This window comes from Rhodanobacter sp. OK091, assembly GCF_900142825.1.
GTDB lineage: Bacteria > Pseudomonadota > Gammaproteobacteria > Xanthomonadales > Rhodanobacteraceae > Rhodanobacter.
This window is the reverse complement of sequence record NZ_FRCH01000001.1, coordinates 2,106,981-2,125,892: the sequence shown is the minus strand read 5'-3', so window position 1 is coordinate 2,125,892 and position 18,912 is coordinate 2,106,981. Positions and strand designations below refer to the sequence as shown.

General features: G+C 65.1%; 16 protein-coding genes. 8 read left to right on the top strand and 8 right to left on the bottom strand.

From position 1 onward, the window contains the following. Positions 1 to 61 precede the first annotated feature (61 nt). From BUA26_RS20730 to coaBC, 3 genes are all read right to left on the bottom strand, one after another. Complete coding sequence (locus tag BUA26_RS20730; RefSeq protein ID WP_072759850.1) at positions 62 to 2,389, bottom strand: phosphomannomutase/phosphoglucomutase; 2,328 nt, start codon at positions 2,387 to 2,389, stop codon at positions 62 to 64. 61 nt (positions 2,390 to 2,450) lie between these two features. Continuing rightward, a complete protein-coding gene (gene dut / locus BUA26_RS09530; protein WP_072759848.1) occupies positions 2,451 to 2,909 on the bottom strand; it encodes a dUTP diphosphatase in 459 nt (152 codons plus the stop codon). After that, positions 2,906 to 4,111 (bottom strand): bifunctional phosphopantothenoylcysteine decarboxylase/phosphopantothenate--cysteine ligase CoaBC, encoded by a 1,206-nt coding sequence (gene coaBC, locus BUA26_RS09525; protein ID WP_072759846.1) that lies wholly within the window; start codon positions 4,109 to 4,111, stop codon positions 2,906 to 2,908. Before coaBC ends, dut begins: the two co-directional genes overlap by 4 nt. Positions 4,112 to 4,207: 96 nt before the next feature. Between coaBC and radC the strand changes: the two genes are divergently transcribed. The 3 genes from radC to BUA26_RS09510 all read left to right on the top strand — a co-directional run bounded on the left by radC (position 4,208) and on the right by BUA26_RS09510 (position 7,772). Then, entirely contained in the window at positions 4,208 to 4,879 is a 672-nt protein-coding gene (gene radC / locus BUA26_RS09520; RefSeq protein ID WP_072759844.1) for a RadC family protein, read from the top strand. Between the two features lie 491 nt (positions 4,880 to 5,370). Further along, positions 5,371 to 7,059, top strand: a complete 1,689-nt coding sequence (argS, locus tag BUA26_RS09515; RefSeq protein ID WP_072759842.1) for an arginine--tRNA ligase — start codon at positions 5,371 to 5,373, stop codon at positions 7,057 to 7,059. Next, entirely contained in the window at positions 7,059 to 7,772 is a 714-nt protein-coding gene (locus BUA26_RS09510; RefSeq protein WP_072759840.1) for an SPOR domain-containing protein, read from the top strand. Before argS ends, BUA26_RS09510 begins: the two co-directional genes overlap by 1 nt. Positions 7,773 to 7,846: 74 nt before the next feature. Here BUA26_RS09510 and BUA26_RS09505 read toward each other — a convergent pair whose 3' ends face one another. The 4 genes from BUA26_RS09505 to speA form a co-directional block, all read right to left on the bottom strand. Further along, positions 7,847 to 8,710: an NAD(P)-dependent oxidoreductase gene (locus tag BUA26_RS09505; protein ID WP_072759838.1), complete on the bottom strand. Its 864-nt coding sequence runs from the start codon at positions 8,708 to 8,710 to the stop codon at positions 7,847 to 7,849. Between the two features lie 16 nt (positions 8,711 to 8,726). Further along, entirely contained in the window at positions 8,727 to 9,908 is a 1,182-nt protein-coding gene (locus tag BUA26_RS09500) for a DUF3734 domain-containing protein (RefSeq protein ID WP_072759836.1), read from the bottom strand. A 5-nt stretch (positions 9,909 to 9,913) separates the two neighbouring features. Beyond that, positions 9,914 to 10,699 carry a 3-hydroxybutyrate dehydrogenase gene (locus tag BUA26_RS09495; protein WP_072759834.1) on the bottom strand — a complete coding sequence of 262 codons (786 nt, stop codon included), beginning with the start codon at positions 10,697 to 10,699 and terminating at the stop codon, positions 9,914 to 9,916. A gap of 162 nt (positions 10,700 to 10,861) precedes the next feature. After that, complete coding sequence (speA, locus tag BUA26_RS09490) at positions 10,862 to 12,751, bottom strand: biosynthetic arginine decarboxylase (RefSeq protein ID WP_072759832.1); 1,890 nt, start codon at positions 12,749 to 12,751, stop codon at positions 10,862 to 10,864. A 307-nt stretch (positions 12,752 to 13,058) separates the two neighbouring features. On the opposite strand from speA, the gene speE reads away from it, so the two are divergent. Then, positions 13,059 to 13,913, top strand: a complete 855-nt coding sequence (gene speE, locus BUA26_RS09485) for a polyamine aminopropyltransferase (protein WP_072759830.1) — start codon at positions 13,059 to 13,061, stop codon at positions 13,911 to 13,913. A 9-nt stretch (positions 13,914 to 13,922) separates the two neighbouring features. On the opposite strand, the gene BUA26_RS09480 is transcribed toward speE, so the two are convergent. Continuing rightward, entirely contained in the window at positions 13,923 to 14,117 is a 195-nt protein-coding gene (locus tag BUA26_RS09480) for an antitermination protein NusB (protein ID WP_072759828.1), read from the bottom strand. Between the two features lie 166 nt (positions 14,118 to 14,283). On the opposite strand from BUA26_RS09480, the gene BUA26_RS09475 reads away from it, so the two are divergent. The 4 genes from BUA26_RS09475 to BUA26_RS09460 all read left to right on the top strand — a co-directional run bounded on the left by BUA26_RS09475 (position 14,284) and on the right by BUA26_RS09460 (position 18,542). Beyond that, the gene (locus BUA26_RS09475) at positions 14,284 to 15,315 is read left to right on the top strand and encodes a hypothetical protein (RefSeq protein ID WP_072760244.1); all 1,032 of its coding nucleotides are present in this window, start codon (positions 14,284 to 14,286) and stop codon (positions 15,313 to 15,315) included. A 77-nt stretch (positions 15,316 to 15,392) separates the two neighbouring features. After that, positions 15,393 to 16,025, top strand: coding sequence for a ParA family protein (locus tag BUA26_RS09470; RefSeq protein ID WP_072759826.1), 633 nt, complete (start codon positions 15,393 to 15,395; stop codon positions 16,023 to 16,025). A gap of 56 nt (positions 16,026 to 16,081) precedes the next feature. After that, positions 16,082 to 16,555, top strand: a complete 474-nt coding sequence (locus tag BUA26_RS09465) for a SixA phosphatase family protein (RefSeq protein ID WP_072759824.1) — start codon at positions 16,082 to 16,084, stop codon at positions 16,553 to 16,555. A gap of 109 nt (positions 16,556 to 16,664) precedes the next feature. Next, on the top strand, positions 16,665 to 18,542 hold the full coding sequence (locus tag BUA26_RS09460) for a phospholipase D-like domain-containing protein (protein ID WP_072759823.1): 1,878 nt from the start codon (positions 16,665 to 16,667) through the stop codon (positions 18,540 to 18,542). Positions 18,543 to 18,912: the final 370 nt, after the last annotated feature.

Here is an 18,912-nt window from a genome sequence, read left to right as displayed (position 1 = left end):
CACTGCTTCAATGAGAAGGCCGGCGCACAAGCCGGCCTTTTTTCGGGCCCGATTATGGGGCTCAGAATGGCATCTTCAGCTTGAAATCCACGGCGAGCAGCTGCTTGCGGAAGATCTGCTGGATGCGCTTCAGCGCAATCGCATCGTCCGCCTCGAAGCGCAGCACCAGTACCGGCGTCGTATTGGATGCACGGACCAGGCCCCAGCCATCCGGCCAATCCGCGCGCAGTCCATCGATGGTGGTCAGGGTGGCATCGTCGAAGTTGGCTTGCTGGCGCAACTTGTCCATGAAGCGGTAGTGCTCGCCCTCGGCCAGTTCGATCTTCAACTCGGGCGTGGAGACGCTCTTCGGCAAGGTGGCGAAGATCTCTTCCGGGCTGCGCCCCTGCTGGTCGCCGGCAAGAATTTCCAGCAATCGGGCGGCGGCGTAGATGCCGTCGTCGAAACCGTACCAGCGCTCCTTGAAGAAGAAGTGCCCGCTCATCTCGCCGGCCAGCTCGGCACCCGTCTCGCGCATCTTCGCCTTGACCAGTGAATGACCGGTGCGCCACATCAGCGGGCTGCCGCCGGCATCCAGGATCTGGCCCTTCAGGTGGCTGGTGCACTTGACGTCGTAGATGACGGTGGCACCGGGCTGGCGCGACAGCACGTCGCGCGCGAACAACATCAGCAGGCGATCCGGATAGATGATCTCGCCCGACCGGGTGACCACGCCCAGACGATCGCCGTCGCCATCGAACGCAATGCCAAGATCGGCACCGGTCCGCTTCACCGACAGGATCAGATCCTCCAGGTTGTGCGGGTCGGACGGATCCGGGTGGTGATTCGGGAAATTGCCGTCGACGTCGCAGTACAGCGTGATCACCTCGCAGCCGACGCCCTCCAGTACATGCGGTGCGATCGCACCGGGAATACCGTTGCCGCAATCGACCACGATCTTCAGGCGACGCTCGGCCAGCACGTCGGAGACGATCTTTTCGATGTAGTCGGGCGCCACGTCGACCTCGCGCAGGCTGCCATGACCGTCACTGGCCAGCGCGCCGTTGACAATCCGCTGGTAGAGATCCTGGATCGCGCCCTCGGACAAGGTCTCGCCGCCGACCACGATCTTGAAGCCGTTGTAGTCCGGCGGATTGTGGCTACCGGTTACCGCCACGCCACAGCCGGTATTGAGGCGATAAGTCGCGTAATAGACCACCGGCGTGGGCACCGCACCGATGTCGATCACGTCGATGCCGGCTGCACGCAGGCCATCGGCCAGTGCGCCGGCCAGCTCCGGTCCGGACTGGCGACCGTCGCGGCCGACCACGATTTCACGCAAGCGCTTTTCGGTCATCAGCGCGCCGATCGACTGACCGAGCGCGTGCGCGACCTCCGTGTTCAAGGTCTTGCCGACCACACCGCGCACGTCATATGCACGAAAGATGCTCGGATCCACTTCGACCGTCGCTGCAACCGGTGGCACGGGTGGCCGGTCAAGCGGCGGCTTCGCTGGTTTGGCCGCAGCAGGGACGTTTTCGATTCTCGCCGGGAGGGGCACTTCCTCAGGCTCGGCTGCCGGTGTGGCGAGCCAACGCAGGCGCAGGCGCAGCAGGTAGGCGCCGCCGCCCAGGCCCAGCAAGGTCAGCAACCCACTCAACACCCACGAGCGCGGCAACACGATGAAGGCACCGGGCAGGCCGGCGCCGACACTGAAAACGCTGCCGGCGACCGGTTTACCGGTCGCTTCGGCTTCAGCCGAGGCGGCGCCATTCGAAAACAGCTGCATGTCACCCTGCTCATTGCCCTGGCGGAACTCCAACCGACCACCGGCCGGCGAGATGGCATCGAAACGTTGGCGCAACGGAGCGAACGGCAGTTCGACCCAGACCCACGCCTGCGCCTGCTGTGGCGGCCCCAGCGGGATCACCATGCTCAGCCGGCGATCGCCGCCGCCATAGGAAACACTCTGCGCCAGCGGCACCCCTTCGGAACTCTGCGCGGCCATCAACTGGGCCGCCTTGGCATAACCGAACTCGCGATAGTTGGCCTTCAACACCTCGTTCAGATCGCCGCTGTACAACTCCAGTTTCTTCGCCTGTGGCAACTGCTGGCGCAGTGCCGCCGCGGAGCGCACCGGATCGCTCATCAAGGTGGCCGGGTTCAGGCCGACCAGCACCTTTTCGACGGTGCCGCGCTGTCTGGCGACTTCGTCGGACATCGCCCGCACGGCCTCGTTCTGGGCAACATGCACGCGCTCGATGGCCGCGCCTTCATCGGCGATCAACCAGGTCTGCCATGCGCAGAACAGCCCCAGCAGCAGCAAGATGGTGCCGCCGGCCAGCGGCAACAGATCCCGCCAGTTGCTCTGCAGGCTGCGCAGCCGCTCTTTCGCGATGTTCAACGCCATGCCCCGTCCCCTTGGCTGTGCCTGCGCGCCGGCCCGGTCGATCTCGGACCCACTCGTCTGTTCATTGGATACCGGTCGAGCCAAAACCACCGCCGCCGCGTTCGCTCGGCGCAAAATCGTTCACGATCTTCAATCGCGCCTGCGCCACCGGCACCAGCAGCAACTGGGCGATCCGGTCGCCCACCGCGATGGTGTACGACTGCGTGCCGCGATTCCAGCATGAAATCATCAGCGGTCCCTGGTAGTCGGCATCGATCACCCCGACCAGATTGCCCATCACCAGGCCGTGCTTGTGGCCCAGCCCCGAGCGCGGCACGATCAGCGCACACCAGCCCGGATCGCCGATATGGATTGCGATGCCGCTGGGCACCAGCGCACTTTCCCCCGGTGCCAGCGTCAGCGGCGCCTCCAGCGCAGCACGCAGATCCATGCCCGCACTGCCGACCGTGGCGGCCTGAGGCAACGGAATGCTGTCGCCGAGGCGCGGGTCGAGAATCTTCAGTTCGACGTCGATCGTCATCCGCGCGCCGCCCGAAAGCGCTCGGCCACCTGGGCGATCAGCTGGCGAGCCAGTTCCGGTTTCGCGGCCCGCGGCAGTTCGACCGCGCCGTCGGCCCAGTACAACGTCAACGCATTGTCGGCGGTCTCGAAACCGAGTCCGCCGCCCACCTGATTGGCCGCAATCATATCCAGCCCCTTGTGCCGCAGCTTGCCCTGCGCATAGCTCGCGACATCATGCGTCTCCGCGGCGAATCCGACCAGGAACGGGTGCGCGGTTTGCGCCGACAGGCTGGCCAGGATGTCCGGGTTCTCACTCAGCTGCAGCGACAGGCCGGCGCCGGCGCGCTTCTTCAGTTTTTGCGCGGACACTTCCAGCGGGCGGTAATCGCCGACCGCCGCCGCGCCGATATAGATGTCGGCCTGCGCGGCAGCGGTCAGCACCGCCGCGTGCATCTGCGCCGCGCTGCGCACATCGATGCGTTGTGCGACGCCAGCCGGCGTAACCAGACTCACCGGCCCAGCGATCAGGGTTACCTTGGCGCCGGCCTGGGCAGCTGCAGCAGCCACCGCAAAACCCATTCGGCCGGAACTGCGGTTACCGATGAAACGCACAGGGTCGATATCTTCATAAGTCGGGCCGGCGCTCACCAAGACGTTCAGCCCGGCCAAGGACTGGTCGCCGAACGAGGCCAGCAGCGCATCCCGCAATTCGTGGGGCTCCAGCATCCGGCCCGTTCCTACATCGCCGCAGGCTTGATCACCGGCGGCCGGGCCGAGCAGTTGCGCGCCGCGTTGGTGCAGCAGGTCGATATTCGCCTGCACCGCCGGGTGCGCCCACATTTGCTGGTTCATGGCCGGCGCCAGATACAGTGGCGCGGCGCTGGCCAGGCACAGCGTGGTCAGCAAGTCATCGGCCATGCCATGCGCCAGCCGCGCCAGCAGGTCGGCGCTGGCCGGTGCGACCAGGATACGTTCGGCCCAGCGCGCCAGTTCGATATGCCCCATGGCCGCTTCGGCCTGTGCATCCCACAGGCTCACCCGCACGCTCTGGCCGGACAACGCCTGAAAGGTGGTCGGGCTGACGAAGTGGGTGGCACCCTCGGTCATCACCACGCGCACCTCGGCATCGAGGTCGCGCAAGCGGCGGACCAGCTCGCAGGACTTGTAGGCGGCGATGCCGCCAGACACTCCCAGCAGAATACGGCGTTGGGCAAGACTCATGTAAGGCGGGCCTGACAATCGGGCAGACGCCTAGCTTACCGGATTCATTCATCCTGACTGCTGTCCGGGGGCGATGCTGTCCGGCAAATTGCAAGCATGAGCATCCGTGACTGGCCCGAACGCGAACGCCCCCGTGAAAAACTGCTGAGTCTAGGTAGTGCCACGCTGTCCGATGCCGAGTTGCTGGCGGTGCTGCTGGGCAGCGGCAGTCGCGGCAAGGATGCTCTGGCACTGGGTCGTGAACTGCTGAACTCGGCCGGTACCCTGGGTGCGCTGCTCGGCCGGCCCGACCAGCAAGTCCCCGCCGGCGGACTGGGACCCGCCAAGCGCGCGCGCATTGTCGCCGCATTGGAACTGGCCCGTCGCAGCCTGGCCGAGCAGCTGCAGGAGAAGCCCTACCTGGGCAACCCTCGCGACAGCGGCGATTTTCTGCGCGCCCGCCTGCGCCACCTGCCGTACGAGGTATTCGGCTGCCTGTATCTGGACAATCGCCACCGCGTGCTGGGGTTCGAGGAACTGTTCCGTGGCACCATCGACGGCGCCAGCGTGCACCCGCGCGAAGTGGTGCGGGCCTGCCTGCGGCACAACGCTTGCGCGGTGATCTTCGCGCACAACCACCCCTCCGGCGTTGCCGAGCCCAGTGCAGCCGACCGTGCGATAACCCATGAGTTGCGCAACGCCCTGCAACTGGTGGGCGTGCGCGTGCTTGATCACCTGATCATCGGCAGCGGCGAGCCGGTGTCGATGGCCGCCCGCGGCCTGCTCTGAACCGCTGCCATAAAAAAACGGCGTGGAATGAACCACGCCGCGGGGCCGATTGGGGAGGGGAGAGAGCGGCGTCTCCGATGCCGTTTCATGGAGGGGAGTCATGTCCAGGCCCGACTAGTGTCGCAGCGCCGCATGACGAACCGATGACACCAGTTGCTTGCATGAAGTGCCGCCAAGTCGCCGAAACTTATGCACAAAAAGGTGATACCGGCCCTTGCCGGTCCTATCGCGATTTTCACCCTAAGTTAATTGATCAACTTATTGAAAATAATGAATTATTCATAGTGTCACGCCGGCTTCCGGTACGTCACGACCGCTCGGCTACCGCCATCTGCAGCTTTCCCCACAGACTTATCCACAGGGCGGCTAGCCGCAGCGCATCAAAGACCCACGGACCATGAAATCAGGGTGGCGACCACGACTCCCGGTGCGTTTCGCCAGCACGGCGGTCTGTTAGGATTGGCGGTTCCATCACGAAATTGACCCCATCCGTGAAAGAACAGTTGCGCGACCTGGTTCTGCAGGCCATCCGGACCCTGCAAAACGATGCCACCCTGCCTGCCGACCTGATCCCACCCGGGTTCGTGATCGAGCGAGCGCGCAGCCGCGAACACGGTGACTTCGCCTGCAACGTGGCGATGCTGTTGGCCAAACCGGCTCGTGCGAAGCCCCGTGAACTGGCCGACAAGCTGGTTGCCGCGCTGCCGGCGAACGAGCTGGTGGCGAAGATCGAAATCGCCGGTCCCGGCTTCATCAATTTTTTCCTCACCGCCGGTGCCTGCCACGCCGAAGTGCGCCGCATCCTGGCCGAAGGCGATGCCTATGGCCGCAGCAACGCGGGCCATGACAGGACGGTCGGTGTGGAATTCGTCTCGGCGAATCCGACCGGTCCGCTGCATGTGGGCCACGGCCGCGCCGCAGCGATTGGCGATTGCCTGAGCCGGCTGCTGGACGCCACCGGCTGGAACGTCAAGCGCGAGTTCTACTACAACGATGCCGGCGTGCAGATCGCGAATCTGGCGATCTCGGTGCAGGCGCGCGCGCGCGGCATTACCCCCGATGACAGCGGCTGGCCGGACAATGGCTACCGCGGTGACTACATCGCCGATGTGGCGCGCGCCTATCTCGACCGCGAATCGGTGGTCGCCGACGGCGAGACGGTGATCGCTGCCGGCGATGTCGACAATCTCGACGCGATCCGCCGCTTCGCCGTGGCCAGCCTGCGGCGAGAACAGGACCTGGACTTGCAGGCATTCGGTGTGGGTTTCGACACCTACTTCCTCGAATCATCGCTGTACAGCGATGGCAAGGTCGAGGAAACCGTGCGCGAGCTGATCGCCCATGGCCACACCTACGAGGAGGGCGGTGCGCTGTGGCTGCGCACCACCGATTTCGGTGACGACAAAGACCGCGTGATGCGCAAGTCCGACGGCACCTACACCTATTTCCTGCCCGACGTGGCCTACCACCTCAGCAAGTGGCAGCGCGGCTACGAACGCGCGATCACGGAACTCGGCTCGGATCACCACGGCTCGCTGGCGCGCGTGAAGGCCGGCCTGCAAGCGCTCGACTGCGGCATTCCGACAGGCTGGCCGGAATACGTGTTGCACCAGATGGTGACGGTGATGCGTCATGGCGAGGAAGTGAAGATTTCCAAGCGCGCCGGCAGCTACGTCACCTTGCGCGACCTGATCGACGAGGTCGGCCGCGACGCCACGCGCTATTTCCTGATCGCGCGCAAGAGCGATTCGCAGCTGGTGTTCGACATCGACCTGGCGCGCTCGCAATCGAACGACAATCCGGTTTATTACATCCAGTACGCGCATGCCCGCGTATGCAGCGTGCTGCGCCAGGCGCCCGAGAAGGGCTTCACGTTCGACCTGCAGGACGGCCTCGCCAACCTGGCCCGGCTGGACACCGAGCACGAACAGATCCTGCTTACCGAACTGTCGAAGTATCCGGAGCTGGTCGACGCCGCCGCCGCAAACCTGGAGCCGCATCTGGTTGCCGCCTGGTTGCGTGAGCTGGCCAACGCATTCCACACCTACTACAACTCATATCAGTTCCTGGTCGAGGACGCCGCGCTGCGCAACGCGCGCCTCGCGCTGGTGGTGGCGACGCGGCAAGTGTTGAAGAATGGCTTGGCATTGTTGGGCCTGAGCGCCCCGGAGAAGATGTAATGGCAGCACGCAAGGGCAAAGGCCGGCAGGCCGTGCGCAACAACAGCAGCGGTTTCCCCGGCTGGGGCTACGCCGTCATCGGCGTGGTGATCGGCGCGATCCTGATGGCCGTGATGATGCGTGGCAGTCTGCTGACCAGCATGAACAAACCCAGCGGCCCGCAGGCGAACCCGCAGGCCACCGCCGAGCACGGCAGCGAGCCTGGCGTGGTCGAACCGGCCGCCGGCGACAGCGCACCGAAGAAGCCGCAATTCGATTTCTACTCGGTACTTTCGGAAAAGGAAGTGCGCATTCCCGACGCCGTGATCAGTGCGCAGGCGCGTGCCGAACAACAGCAGAAGCAACAGGCAGCGCAGCTGCAGGCACAGCAGCAGGCCGCCCAGCAGGCGGCGACAGCGGCGCCGGCGAATGCGCCAGCCGCCGTCAGCGAAAACGTCGTCGCCGCGCCGGCTGCCGCTGTGCCGCAACCCGCCACCGGCAGCGGCTACCTGCTGCAAGTCGGTGCGTTCCCGAACTCCGCCGACGCGGAAACCTTGAAGGCAAAACTAGCGATGCAGGGTTTTGTCGCCAACGTGCAGTCCGTCAGCATCGGCGGGCAGACCTATAACCGTGTCCGACTCGGCCCATTCCATTCCGCCACCGAACTGGAATCGACCAAGCAGCGGCTGGCGGGTGCGGGGATCAACGCGATTGCGCTGAAGGAAGGCAAATAGGCGCTTCGCCTGCATCCACGTAAACAAAAAGGCCGCGCATTCAGCGCGGCCTTTTTGTTTCAACCTTCCAAAGCTCAGCTTTTCCGTTTCAACCGGATCAACGCCGAAATATCGTCGTCGCCGTAGCCCTGGCTCATCAGCTCGGCGTAGTCGGCCAGCGAGCGGTCGATCACCGCGGTGGCGGTGCCGGCCTGCTCGGCGATGCCGTGCACGATGGCGAGATCCTTGTGCAACAGGGCGAGTTTGAAGCCGACGCTGAATTCGTCACGCAGCATCGTCGCGCCGCGCTTGTCGAGGAACCAGTTGCCCGCGGCACCGGCGCCCAGGGTGGGGATCAGCCGCGCCGGATCGAGGCCGAGCGCCTCGCCCAGCGCGAGGCCTTCGCATACGGCTTGTGCGATGCCGGCGACAAGAATCTGGTTGATCGCCTTGGTCGCCTGGCCGGCACCGACATCGCCGAGATGGGTGACCCGCAGCGCATAGGCCTCCAGCACCGGGCGCGCCCGTTCCAGCACGGCCGCATCACCACCGACCATCACCGACAGCTTGCCGTTCTTCGCACCTTCCACGCCGCCGGAGACCGGCGCGTCCAGGAAGTGCGCACCGACTGCGGCGAGCATCGCTGCCGCCCGCTTCGCGGTGGCCGGCGCATCGGTGGAGTGATCGATCACGATCGCGCCCGGCTGCAGATGCGGCGCCAATGCCTCGACCGTATTCAGTACGTCGGCATCCGCGGTGACGCACAGCGCGATGACATCGCACTGTGCGGCCAGCTCGGCCAGCGTGGCCGGCGCGGTGACGTCCAGCTCCTGCGCCAGCTGCAACGCCTTGGTCTGCGTGCGGTTGGCCACCGCATGCAGCAATCCTTTCGCCTTGAGATGACGGGCCATCGGCGCGCCCATAGCGCCGAGCCCGATAAATGCTGCCTTGAGGGTCATGCGGTGTCCTAGATGCTCAGTCAGAAGTGGTGGTGCGATGCACGTCATGCGTCACGAAAGGATCTTCAGGATCGGGGGCCGCGAGCCACTGCGGGTGCGCCAATGTATGACGCATGTCCTCCATACCGCTGCGCCAATGACTTTGCATGCTGGCGATGCTGAATTCGTAATCCTTGTAGTGGCCCTCGTAGGGCTTGTCGCGATAGATCAGGTGGATCACGTTGGTCAACGCGGCGGCGGAACGCGCCACGGCGCGACGATAGGCCGGGTCGTTGCGCCGATCTTCCGGCACCAGCGCCATCACGTCGTACAGCAGGCACCGATGCTCTTGAGTGCGCCGCATGAATTCGGTAATCAGGCGGGTGCGGCTGGAGTACTGGATCTCCTTGCTGCGCTCGGCCACCTGCGCGAGGTCGTGCGGCAAACTACCGCGTGCGCTCCACAGGTCGACCTGGAACACCAGTGTGTCGTGGCTAGGGCGATCACTCAACACTTTGTACAGCGGCGTATTGGAGACCATGCCGCCGTCCCAGTAGAACTCGCCGTCGATCTCCACTGCCGGAAATCCCGGCGGCAGCGCGCCGGAAGCCATGAAATGCTCCGGCCGCAGCGTGTCACGGGTATTGTCGAAATAGGTGAAGTCGCCGGTGCGCACATTCACCGCGCCCACCGACACGCGCATCGCGCGCGCGTCGTTGATGCGGTCGAAGTCGGCCAGCCGCTCCAGCGTGGCGCGCAGCGGCGTGGTGTCGTACCAGCTCGCACCGGCAGGACCCGTATGCCATGGCAACAAGGGTCCCAGTCGAGGCTGGAAAAAACCTGCCTGTCCTTCGGTCAGCGCCCGCCACGCGGCAAGACCGCTGATGCCGTTCTGCCACAGCAGCGGCCAGGCACTCGTGTCGAAATCAAGCGCTGCCGGCAGCAACGGTTGCCGGCAGATCGTTTCCCAGAACTCGCGCAGCCGCTCGACGCGCCGCTCCGGCGGGTTGCCCGCAATGATCGCGGCGTTCAGTGCGCCGATCGAGATGCCGGCCAGCCAGGTCGGCTGCAGATCGGCCTCGGCCAGTGCCTGGTAGACGCCGGCTTGATAGGCACCCAACGCGCCACCGCCCTGCAGCACCAGGGCGACGGTGTGGTAATCGCGTGCCACCGTTTCGGTCAGCGTGGCCGGCGGATTCGAACGCTTGGCATCACCCACGGCGCTTACTGCATATACCAGCCGTGGCTGACCACGATCGACTGACCGGTCAGCGCGGCGGACGGGAAGGTGGCCAGATACAACGCTGTCTGTGCGATGTCCTCGACCGTGGTGAACACGCCGTCGACGGTATCCTTCAGCATCACGTTCTTGATCACGTCGTCTTCCGTGATGCCCAGCTCCTTCGCCTGCTCGGGAATCTGCTTCTCGACCAGCGGCGTGCGCACGAAGCCGGGGCAGATCACGTGCGAGCGCACGTTGTGCGCGGCGCCTTCCTTCGCCAGCGTGCGGGCAAGGCCGAGCAGGCCATGCTTGGCGGCGACGTAGGCGGACTTCAGCTTCGATGCCTCGTGCGAATGCACCGAGCCCATGTAGATCACGATGCCGCCGCGGTCGCCCTTGTACATATGCTGCAGCGCGGCCTTGGTGGTGAGGAAGCCGCCGTCGAGATGGATCGCCAGCATCTTCTTCCAATCGGCGAACGCGAACTGGTCGATCGGGTTGATGATCTGCACGCCGGCATTCGAAATCAGGATGTCGAGCGCACCGAACGCCGCGACCACCTTGTCGGTGCCGGCATTCACCGCCACCTCGTCGGTGACGTCCATTGCCACGCCGATCGCCTTGCCGCCGGCCGCGTTGATTTCCGCCGCCACCGCATCGGCCGCCTGCTGGTTGATATCGGCGATCGCCACGCTGGCGCCGTTTTTCGCGTACAGCTCGGCAATCGCCTTGCCGAGGCCGCTGGCTGCACCGGTGATCAGGGCGACCTTGCCATTGAGACTTGTCATGAACTGCTCCCGTAACGGTCAAGTAATGAGCTGGGTGGTGCTCCCTTCTCCCTTTGGGAGAAGGTGGCCCGAAGGGCCGGATGAGGGTTCGGCCGGAGCGGAATCCCTCGCTCCGCCCGAACCCTCACCCCAACCCCTCTCCCACGGGAGAGGGGCTTCCAATCAGTGCGTGTCTTCGGCCAGATAGGTGTAAGCCGTCAGCCCGCCATCAAGTGTCCCGTACAACTGTTCGGCCTCGGCGCCTGTCACACCCGCATTGGCTATGCGTTCGCGGTAGCTCCGGCGCAGCGCTTCGAGGTCGTAACCGACGTAGTCGAGCATGAGATCCGTGGTGTCGCCGCGGCGTACGTGCGCGAACGTGTAGCTGTCGCCGTCGACGCGCACATTCACCGCATCGGTGTCGCCGAACAGGTTGTGGATGTCGCCCAGCGTCTCCTGGTAGGCGCCGACCATGAAGATGCCGAGCCGGTAGCTTTCGCCTTCCTTCAAGGCATGCAGCGGCAGGCTCACGTCGACGCCTTCGGCATCGACATACTGGTCGATGCGGCCGTCCGAGTCGCAGGTGAGATCGACGATCACGCCGCGCCGCGTCGGCTTCTCGTCGAGTCGCGCGATCGGCGCGATCGGGAAGATCTGACCGATCGCCCAGACATCGGGAATGGACTCGAACACCGAGAAGTTGACGAAGTATTTGTCGACCAGCTTCTCGTCCAGCTCGTCCAGCGCCTGCCGGTGCGAGCGCTCGGCCGGCAGCAGGCGCGTGCGCACGGCGCCGGCGATCGCGTAGTACATCTCGTCCAGCCGCGCGCGGTCGGCCAGCGCCAGCTGACCCAGCGCGTACAGCGTCTGGCCTTCCTGCAGATGGTGCTGGGCTTCGTGAAACAGTTCCAGCGCGGGACGCCGGTCCAGTTCTTCCCAGGTTTCGCGCAGCCGGCGCAGCACGGCGGGCTCTTCCAGGTGCAGGGGCGGAATCGCGCCGGCCGGCACCGGCTCCACCTCGGTCACGTTGACCACCATCACCGCGTGATGCGCGGTCATCGCGCGACCGGCTTCGGTGAGGATATGCGGCGCGGGCAGGCCTTCGGTCTCGACTGCCTCGGCCAGCGACTGCACGATCGTGGCGGCGTACTGCTCGATCGAGTAGTTGATCGAATTGTGGCTGCGCGACCGCGAGCCTTCGTAGTCCACGCCGAGGCCGCCGCCGACGTCGACGATTTCCAACGGCACGCCCATCCGGGTCAGCTCGACGAAGTAGCGCGTCGCCTCGCGCATGCCGTTGGCGATGTCGCGCACGTTGGAGATCTGCGAACCCATGTGGAAGTGCTGCAGCTTCAGCGTGTGCTTGAGACCGGCTGCGTCGAGCCGTTCGATCAGGGTGAGCACTTGATTCGGCGACAGGCCGAACTTGCCCTTGTCGCCGCCGGTGTTCTGCCACTTGCCCGCACCGATCGAGGCGAGTCGCACGCGCACGCCGAGCAGTGGCTCGACATTCAGCGCTTTTGCCTCGCTGAACACATGATCGAGCTCCGACAGCTTCTCGATCACGATATGCACGCGCAGGCCCAGCTTCAGGCCGATCAACGCGAGGCGGATGTATTCGCGATCCTTGTAGCCGTTGCAGATCACGATCGAACCGGGCCGCGCCATCGCCAGCACCGCCATCAATTCGGGTTTCGAGCCGGCTTCCAGGCCGAAGCCATGGCTGCCTGCGGCGACCAGCTCGCCGACGACGCCGCGCTGCTGGTTCACCTTGATCGGATAGATGGCCGTATAGCCGCCGGCATACGCGCTGTCGGCGATCGCCCGGGCGAATGCACCCTGCAGCCGCGCGAGACGGTCGGCGAGAATGTCCGGAAAGCGCACCAGCAACGGCAGACGCAGGCCTTCGCTACGGGCGCGCTCGACGATCTGCGGCAGCGACAAGGCCGGGCCGCTGGCGCCGTGCGGACGCATCACGATTTCGCCCGCGGTGTTCACATCCACATAGCCGTCGCTCCAGTGCGGCACGGCATAGGTGTGGCGGGCGGAATCGGTATTCCAATGGTTCGACATCAGCGTAGCTCCTTGTGCAGGCGCTTGTTACAAGCATGGATGATGTCGTCGCAGCGGCGAGCCTTGACGGTGTTGCCCAACTCAGGAGCACGAAGCCCGAGCGACCGGAAGCCTCGCACGCCGCGGGGCCGATCGGACTTGTCGGCGACCGGACGCCCTGCGCCGGCGATGCCAGGTCGCCATTGTAATGGGCGCCTGTGACGATATGCGCATGTGCCGACGGCCTGCTCCCAGGACGTTCACCACCGTTATCGCTACAATTGGCAGTCTTTATCCTTCCACCCGGTTCGTCAGGAACATCCCCGCCATGTCGCAGCAGCTCAGCTGGTTCACCGAAGCCCACCAGGCTTCCGGTTCCTCCATCGGTTTCCGCACCGAGCAATTGCTGCACGCGGAGAAGACCCCGTTCCAGACCATCGAGATCTACAAGACCACCGACTGGGGCAACCTGATGGTGATCGATGGTTGCGTGATGCTGACCACCCGCGACAACTTTTTCTATCACGAGATGATGACCCACCCGGCGCTGTTCACCCACGCGCGCGCCAAGCGCGTGGTGGTCATCGGCGGGGGCGATTGCGGCACCTTGCGCGAAGTGCTCAAGCACGAGGAAGTCGAGTCGGCGGTGCAGGTGGAGATCGACGAGCGCGTGACCCGGCTGGCCGAGGAATATTTTCCGGAACTGTGCGAATCGAATCACGACCCGCGCGCCGAACTGCTGTTCATCGATGGCATCAAGTACATGGCCGAGTGCGAACCCGATTCGCTGGATCTGGTCATCGTCGACTCGACCGATCCGGTCGGCCCGGCCGAAGGTTTGTTCAACGCCGCGTTCTACGCCAGCTGCTACAAGGCACTGCGCCATGGCGGCCTGCTGGTACAGCAAAGCGAATCGCCGCTGGCGCATCTGGACCTGATCAAGTCGATGCGTTCGGCCATGCGCACCTCCGGCTTCAGCGCCGTGAAGACACTGCCGTTCCCGCAGCCGTGCTACCCGACCGGCTGGTGGAGCTGCACGATGGCGCGCAAGGGCGGTGATCTGTCCGGCTTCCGCGAGCGCGGCGCGATCAGCAAGAACTTTCCGACCCGCTACTACAACGCCGACATCCACAAGGGCGCGCTGGCGCAGCCGGAATTCATGCGCGAAGCGCTGGGCGAATAAACGGCGCGCTCAGAACAAGTTGCCGCGCACCTTCGGCAGCAATACCAGCAGCAGCGTCGCGAGCGGGCCGAACAACAGCGACAGCAGAAACCACAGCAGTCCGCTGCGGTTCTTGCCCTGCGCCAGCGCGGCGTTGATCAGCGCCAGCGTGCCCCAGCCGACGAACCACGGGGCACCACCGGCGAATGTCGACAATTGATCCACTATGCGTCTCCCTAAACGTGAGGGCGCCGCCGTGCGCCGAAACGGCAATCCTGACATATCTGGTTGCACCGATCCGCTTGCGCGAGGCAGGCGGATCAGCCGCGCTTAATCTGCACGAGCTATGCTGAACGCTTTGATCGCGGCCCAGCCCATGATGACCAAGCCCATGATGCGTGGATTGCGCTACCTGGCTCTGACGTGTGCCTTGTCTCTGCCGGTGACGCCAGCCTTCGCTGGCAAAGCCGCCGCCGATAAGACCCGGCATGAACCGAGCAAGGCAGCCACCGACCGCGACAAGGCCCAGCTGGCGTTCCAGCGCGACCTGGTCAGCGTGCTGGCGCCGCGCGCCGATGCCTTGCCGCTGCTCGGTGCCGCTTTGCTGGCCCGGCCGCTGTTCAATCAGCCACCGAGCAACAGTTTCCATGCACTGATCGGGCGCGCCGCCCAGGCCGATGGAGCCGACGCCGCGGTGAGCTGGGCGCGACTGGCCGATTGCGATGCCAAAGCCGACGCCTGCCCGAATACCGCCGCGCTGGACCAGCTGCTCGTCCAGGCGCCGGACAATGCCGCGGTATGGCTGCTCAAGCTCGGCGCGGACGCCCACGACATGAAGCACGATGCCGCCCGCGAGGACCTGGGCAAGGCCGCCAACAGCAAGCTGTACGACGACTACACCGGCGCCAGCCTGAAGGCACTGGCCAGTTCGATCGGCGTCTTGCCGCCACCGGCCGGCACCTTCGATCCGGCCTCGAAATCCGGCGCAGTGGGCATGCAGGCCATGCTGGTCTACGGGATCGCGGGCACGCAGCCGCAACCGGGTCTGCAGCTCATCGCCAAACTGTGCGAGAACGCCGGCAGCGATGCCTCGACCAAGGCCGATTGCCTGAAGCTGGGCAAGCTGCTCGAGTGGGGGTCCAGTCCGCTGTCGCGCTCGCTCGGCCTGCATCTGCGCGAAGTGCTGGCGGACGATCCGACCCAGCAGCAGGAAGCGAAAGACGCCCGCCGCAACCTGATCTGGCAAGTACAGAGCTTCGGCCAGCTGCTGACCCGGGTGCGGGACGAGCCGGCGATGGCCCAGCATCTGCTGGCGCTGGCGCGCAACGGCGGCACCGAGATGAGCCTGCTGCTGGCGGCCTTGCGCGACAACAGCATCCCGGCCGAAGCACCCGCCGACTGGCAGCCGCGCGAGCCGGGCTGACTTTGACCGCTACGCCGCTTTGCGCCGCATCCGCAGCCGTGTAGGCTTGGGCCACCTTCCGCGACAAGGGTGAGTCGATGCTTACGACGCTGGTGGCAAGCAGCAAGGGCGGTTGCGGCAAGAGCACGCTGGTGACCCAGCTGGCTTCGCACTGGGCACAAGCAGGGCAGCACACCGCCATCATCGACGTCGACCGGCAAGGTTCCAGCTACCGCTGGGCCGGCCTGCGACCGGACAACGTTCCCGGCGTGCTGGCGCTGGAAGGCGGTCGCCGCTCGCTGCAGAAATTGCCGCCGGACACCCAGCAACTGCTGATCGACACCGCCGCCGGCTCCGGCGAGCGCGAACTGGAACCGTACCTCGAACAGGCCGACGTGCTGCTAGTGCCGGTGTTGCCGTCGTCGTTCGACCTGCACGCCACACTCCACTTCATCGGAGAGCTGCAGTCGTTCAGCCGCATCCGCCGCGGCAAGCTGCCGGTGGGGCTGGTCGCCAACCGGCTCAAGCCGTGGACCCATGCCAGTCAGGACGCGATCGCCCAGCTCGCCGAACAGTCCCCGTTTCCGATCGTGGCGCAACTGCGCGACAGCCAGGCCTACGTGCTGCTGAGTGCGCTGGGCAAGGGCATTTTCGATTACCAGTCCGAACAGGTGCGCAACCACCAACAGGACTGGAAGGCGCTGCTGCGCTGGATCAAGCGTCAGCAGTGAAGCGAGTTCCTCTTGATGCTTATCGCGCCACGTACGACCACACCCCGGAGTCCTCCATGCAAGAACTGATTTTGTTGCGGCATGCCGAAGCCGTGCCGATAGAAGCCTCCGGCGATGACCAGCAGCGTCCGCTCAGCGCCCGCGGTGAACAAGAGGCGCAGGCGGCCGGGCTGTGGCTGGCCGGGCACGGCCTCCGACCCGAGCGGGTGCTGTGCTCGCCGACCCGGCGCACCGACGAAACCACTCGTCTGGCGCTGGCCGCCATCGACTCCGCGCCAGTGCCTCATCTGGCCAGCGAGATCTACGACGCCTCGCCCGGCGAATTGCTGGCACTGCTCGATCAGCACACAGACGCCGATACGGTCATGCTGGTGGGCCACAATCCCGGCATCGAGCGGCTGGTCGCGCTGCTGGTCGAAGGCCGCTCCGACGAATTCCGCGGCATGCCGCCCGGTGCGCTGGCGGTGCTGCACCTGAATGGTTCGCTGGAACCGGGCAATGCCCGACTGGACGCATTCTGGTCGCCCTGAAACCACGCGCCACCGTTCATTCGCCTACCGCGCTGGCGGCCCAGTGCGATTGAACAGCGCCTGCATGGAAAGCCCTCACCGCTGCACGAACCCTCCGTATCATTCGCGCATGTCCCGCTTCCTGCGCCAGGTCAGCCTTCCACTCCTGCTCGTGGCCCTGCTGCTGCAGGGCTGTACGCTGTCGCAAGCGCAAATCCGGCGCGCCGACGCGATCGTCGCGACCACTACCGATCGCAGCACAGTCTGCGCGCAGGCCGACCGCTGCGCGGTGCCGTCACCGCTGCTGGCGGCGGCAACCCGGGCGCTGGCTGAATCCACCCCGCAACAACCCGTACACGTGGTGACCTTGCTCGATGACAGCGAACCGGCGCTGGCGGCGCGGATCAACCTGGTCCGCGCCGCGCGACAGTCGATCGACGTGCAGACCTACATCTGGGATCAGGATGACGCCGGCCAACTGATGCTGGACGAATTGGTGCAGGCGGCCCGCCGCGGCGTGCAGGTGCGCATCCTGGCCGACCAACTGTTTTCGTTCGACAATCTGGACGTGCTCGACCGACTGTCGCGGGTCAGCGCGAACCTGCAAGTGCGGCTGTACAACCCGACCTTCCACAAGGCCCATACGCAACCGCTGGAATTCGCTGCCGGCATACTGTGCTGCTTCATGCAGTTCAACCAGCGCATGCACAACAAGCTGCTGCTGGTGGATGACAGCATCGGCATCACCGGTGGGCGCAACTACCAGGATCGCTACTTCAACTGGGACGACGACTTCGACTACGTCGACCGCGACGTGATGGTTGGCGGCCCTGCCGCAAAACAGATGGCGGCCAGTTTCGAGTTGTTCTGGCGGCACAAGCGGGCGGTGCCGCTGACTCACCTGCGCGACGTCAACCAGCGCATCCTGTCCGACAGCGCGCCACCGGTCTGGCCGGCGCCGCATTATCGCCGGCCGCTGCGGGTGGCGCAGTTGCAACAGGCCGCCGAAGATCCGTTATGGCTGCAGGCGTGGCTGGTCGATCCTTCGTTACCCGCCGGCAAGGTCGATTACCTCAGCGATCTGCCGTCGAAGGCCGACAAGCCGGACAAGCGACGCGCGCAGGAGTACACCCAGCACATCATGCGCATGATCGACGACGCCAAGCGCGAAGTGCTGCTGCAGACGCCGTATCTGGTGATGAGCAAACGCGCCCAGCGCATCTTCCAGCGGTTGCACCAGCGCGACGAGCCGCCACGGGTGATCGTCTCGACCAACTCGCTGGCCTCGACCGATGCGTTCGCCGTGTATGCGATGTCGTACAAGCACCGCAAGCGTTACCTGAAGACGTTCGGTTTCGAGATCCACGAACTGAAGCCGCATGCGTCAGGCCCGGCGGTGGACAACGAGCTGGCCAACCTCGGCATGAACAAGGCCGCGATGCCGGCGGAAACCGCCAGCCCGGCCAGCGCCACGCAGGCGCGCTTTCACCTGCTTGGCAGCCGCGGCAGCAGCAACCGGCCGGCGCCCTTGCTCAGCGAGGGCCGCCGGTTCGGCCTGCATGCCAAGTCGATCGTGATCGACGATACCTTCGCGATGGTCGGCTCGCACAACTTCGATCCGCGTTCCGACAACTACAACACCGAAGCCGGTGTGATCGTCTACGACCACGCGTTCGCCGACCAGCTGCGCGACAGCATCATGCGCAATACCCAGCCGGAAAATGCATGGGTGATCGCGCCGCGGCAATCGGCGACGCCGCTGCTCACCGACATCAACGATGCGATCGGCAGCATCTCCGCACAGCTCCCGCTGTTCGATCTGTGGCCGTTCCGCTACGCCACCAGCTACGACCTCAAGCCTGGCTGCCAACCTCTGCGCGCGATCGATCCAGGCTTCTACGCCTGCTATCAGCCGGTCGGCGATTTCCCCGACGTGGCGCTGTCGCCGAAACTGATTATCACGCGGTTGTTCACGGCGTTCGGGGTGGGCGCGAAAGGGGTGTTGTGAACTCCGGTTTTGTTTGAAGCAAGGCTTGAAGAGCTTTCGTCCTCCTGCTGTAGCCGAACCACTTTAAACCGTGACTTCTTGTAGGAGCCCGCTGGCGGGCGATGCCTTTGCTTGTTGTTTCTGCACTCGAAGCAAAGAGCTTTCGTGCGCCTACGGCGCCCGAGTTACTTTCTCTTTGTGTGGCCAAAGAGAAAGCTAACCAAAGAGAAAGGCCACCCCGCTTGGCGCTTGCCGGGCTCCTGCCCGGCAAGTCCGTGAGCCGGGGCCGGGCTTTTCGACAGGACTCCTGTCCTGGCGAAAAGGCATCGGCATCCTTGCCGATGCCCCTGCGGGCCTGTCGACCCCGTCTCACCGCCGCACAGGGGCCCCG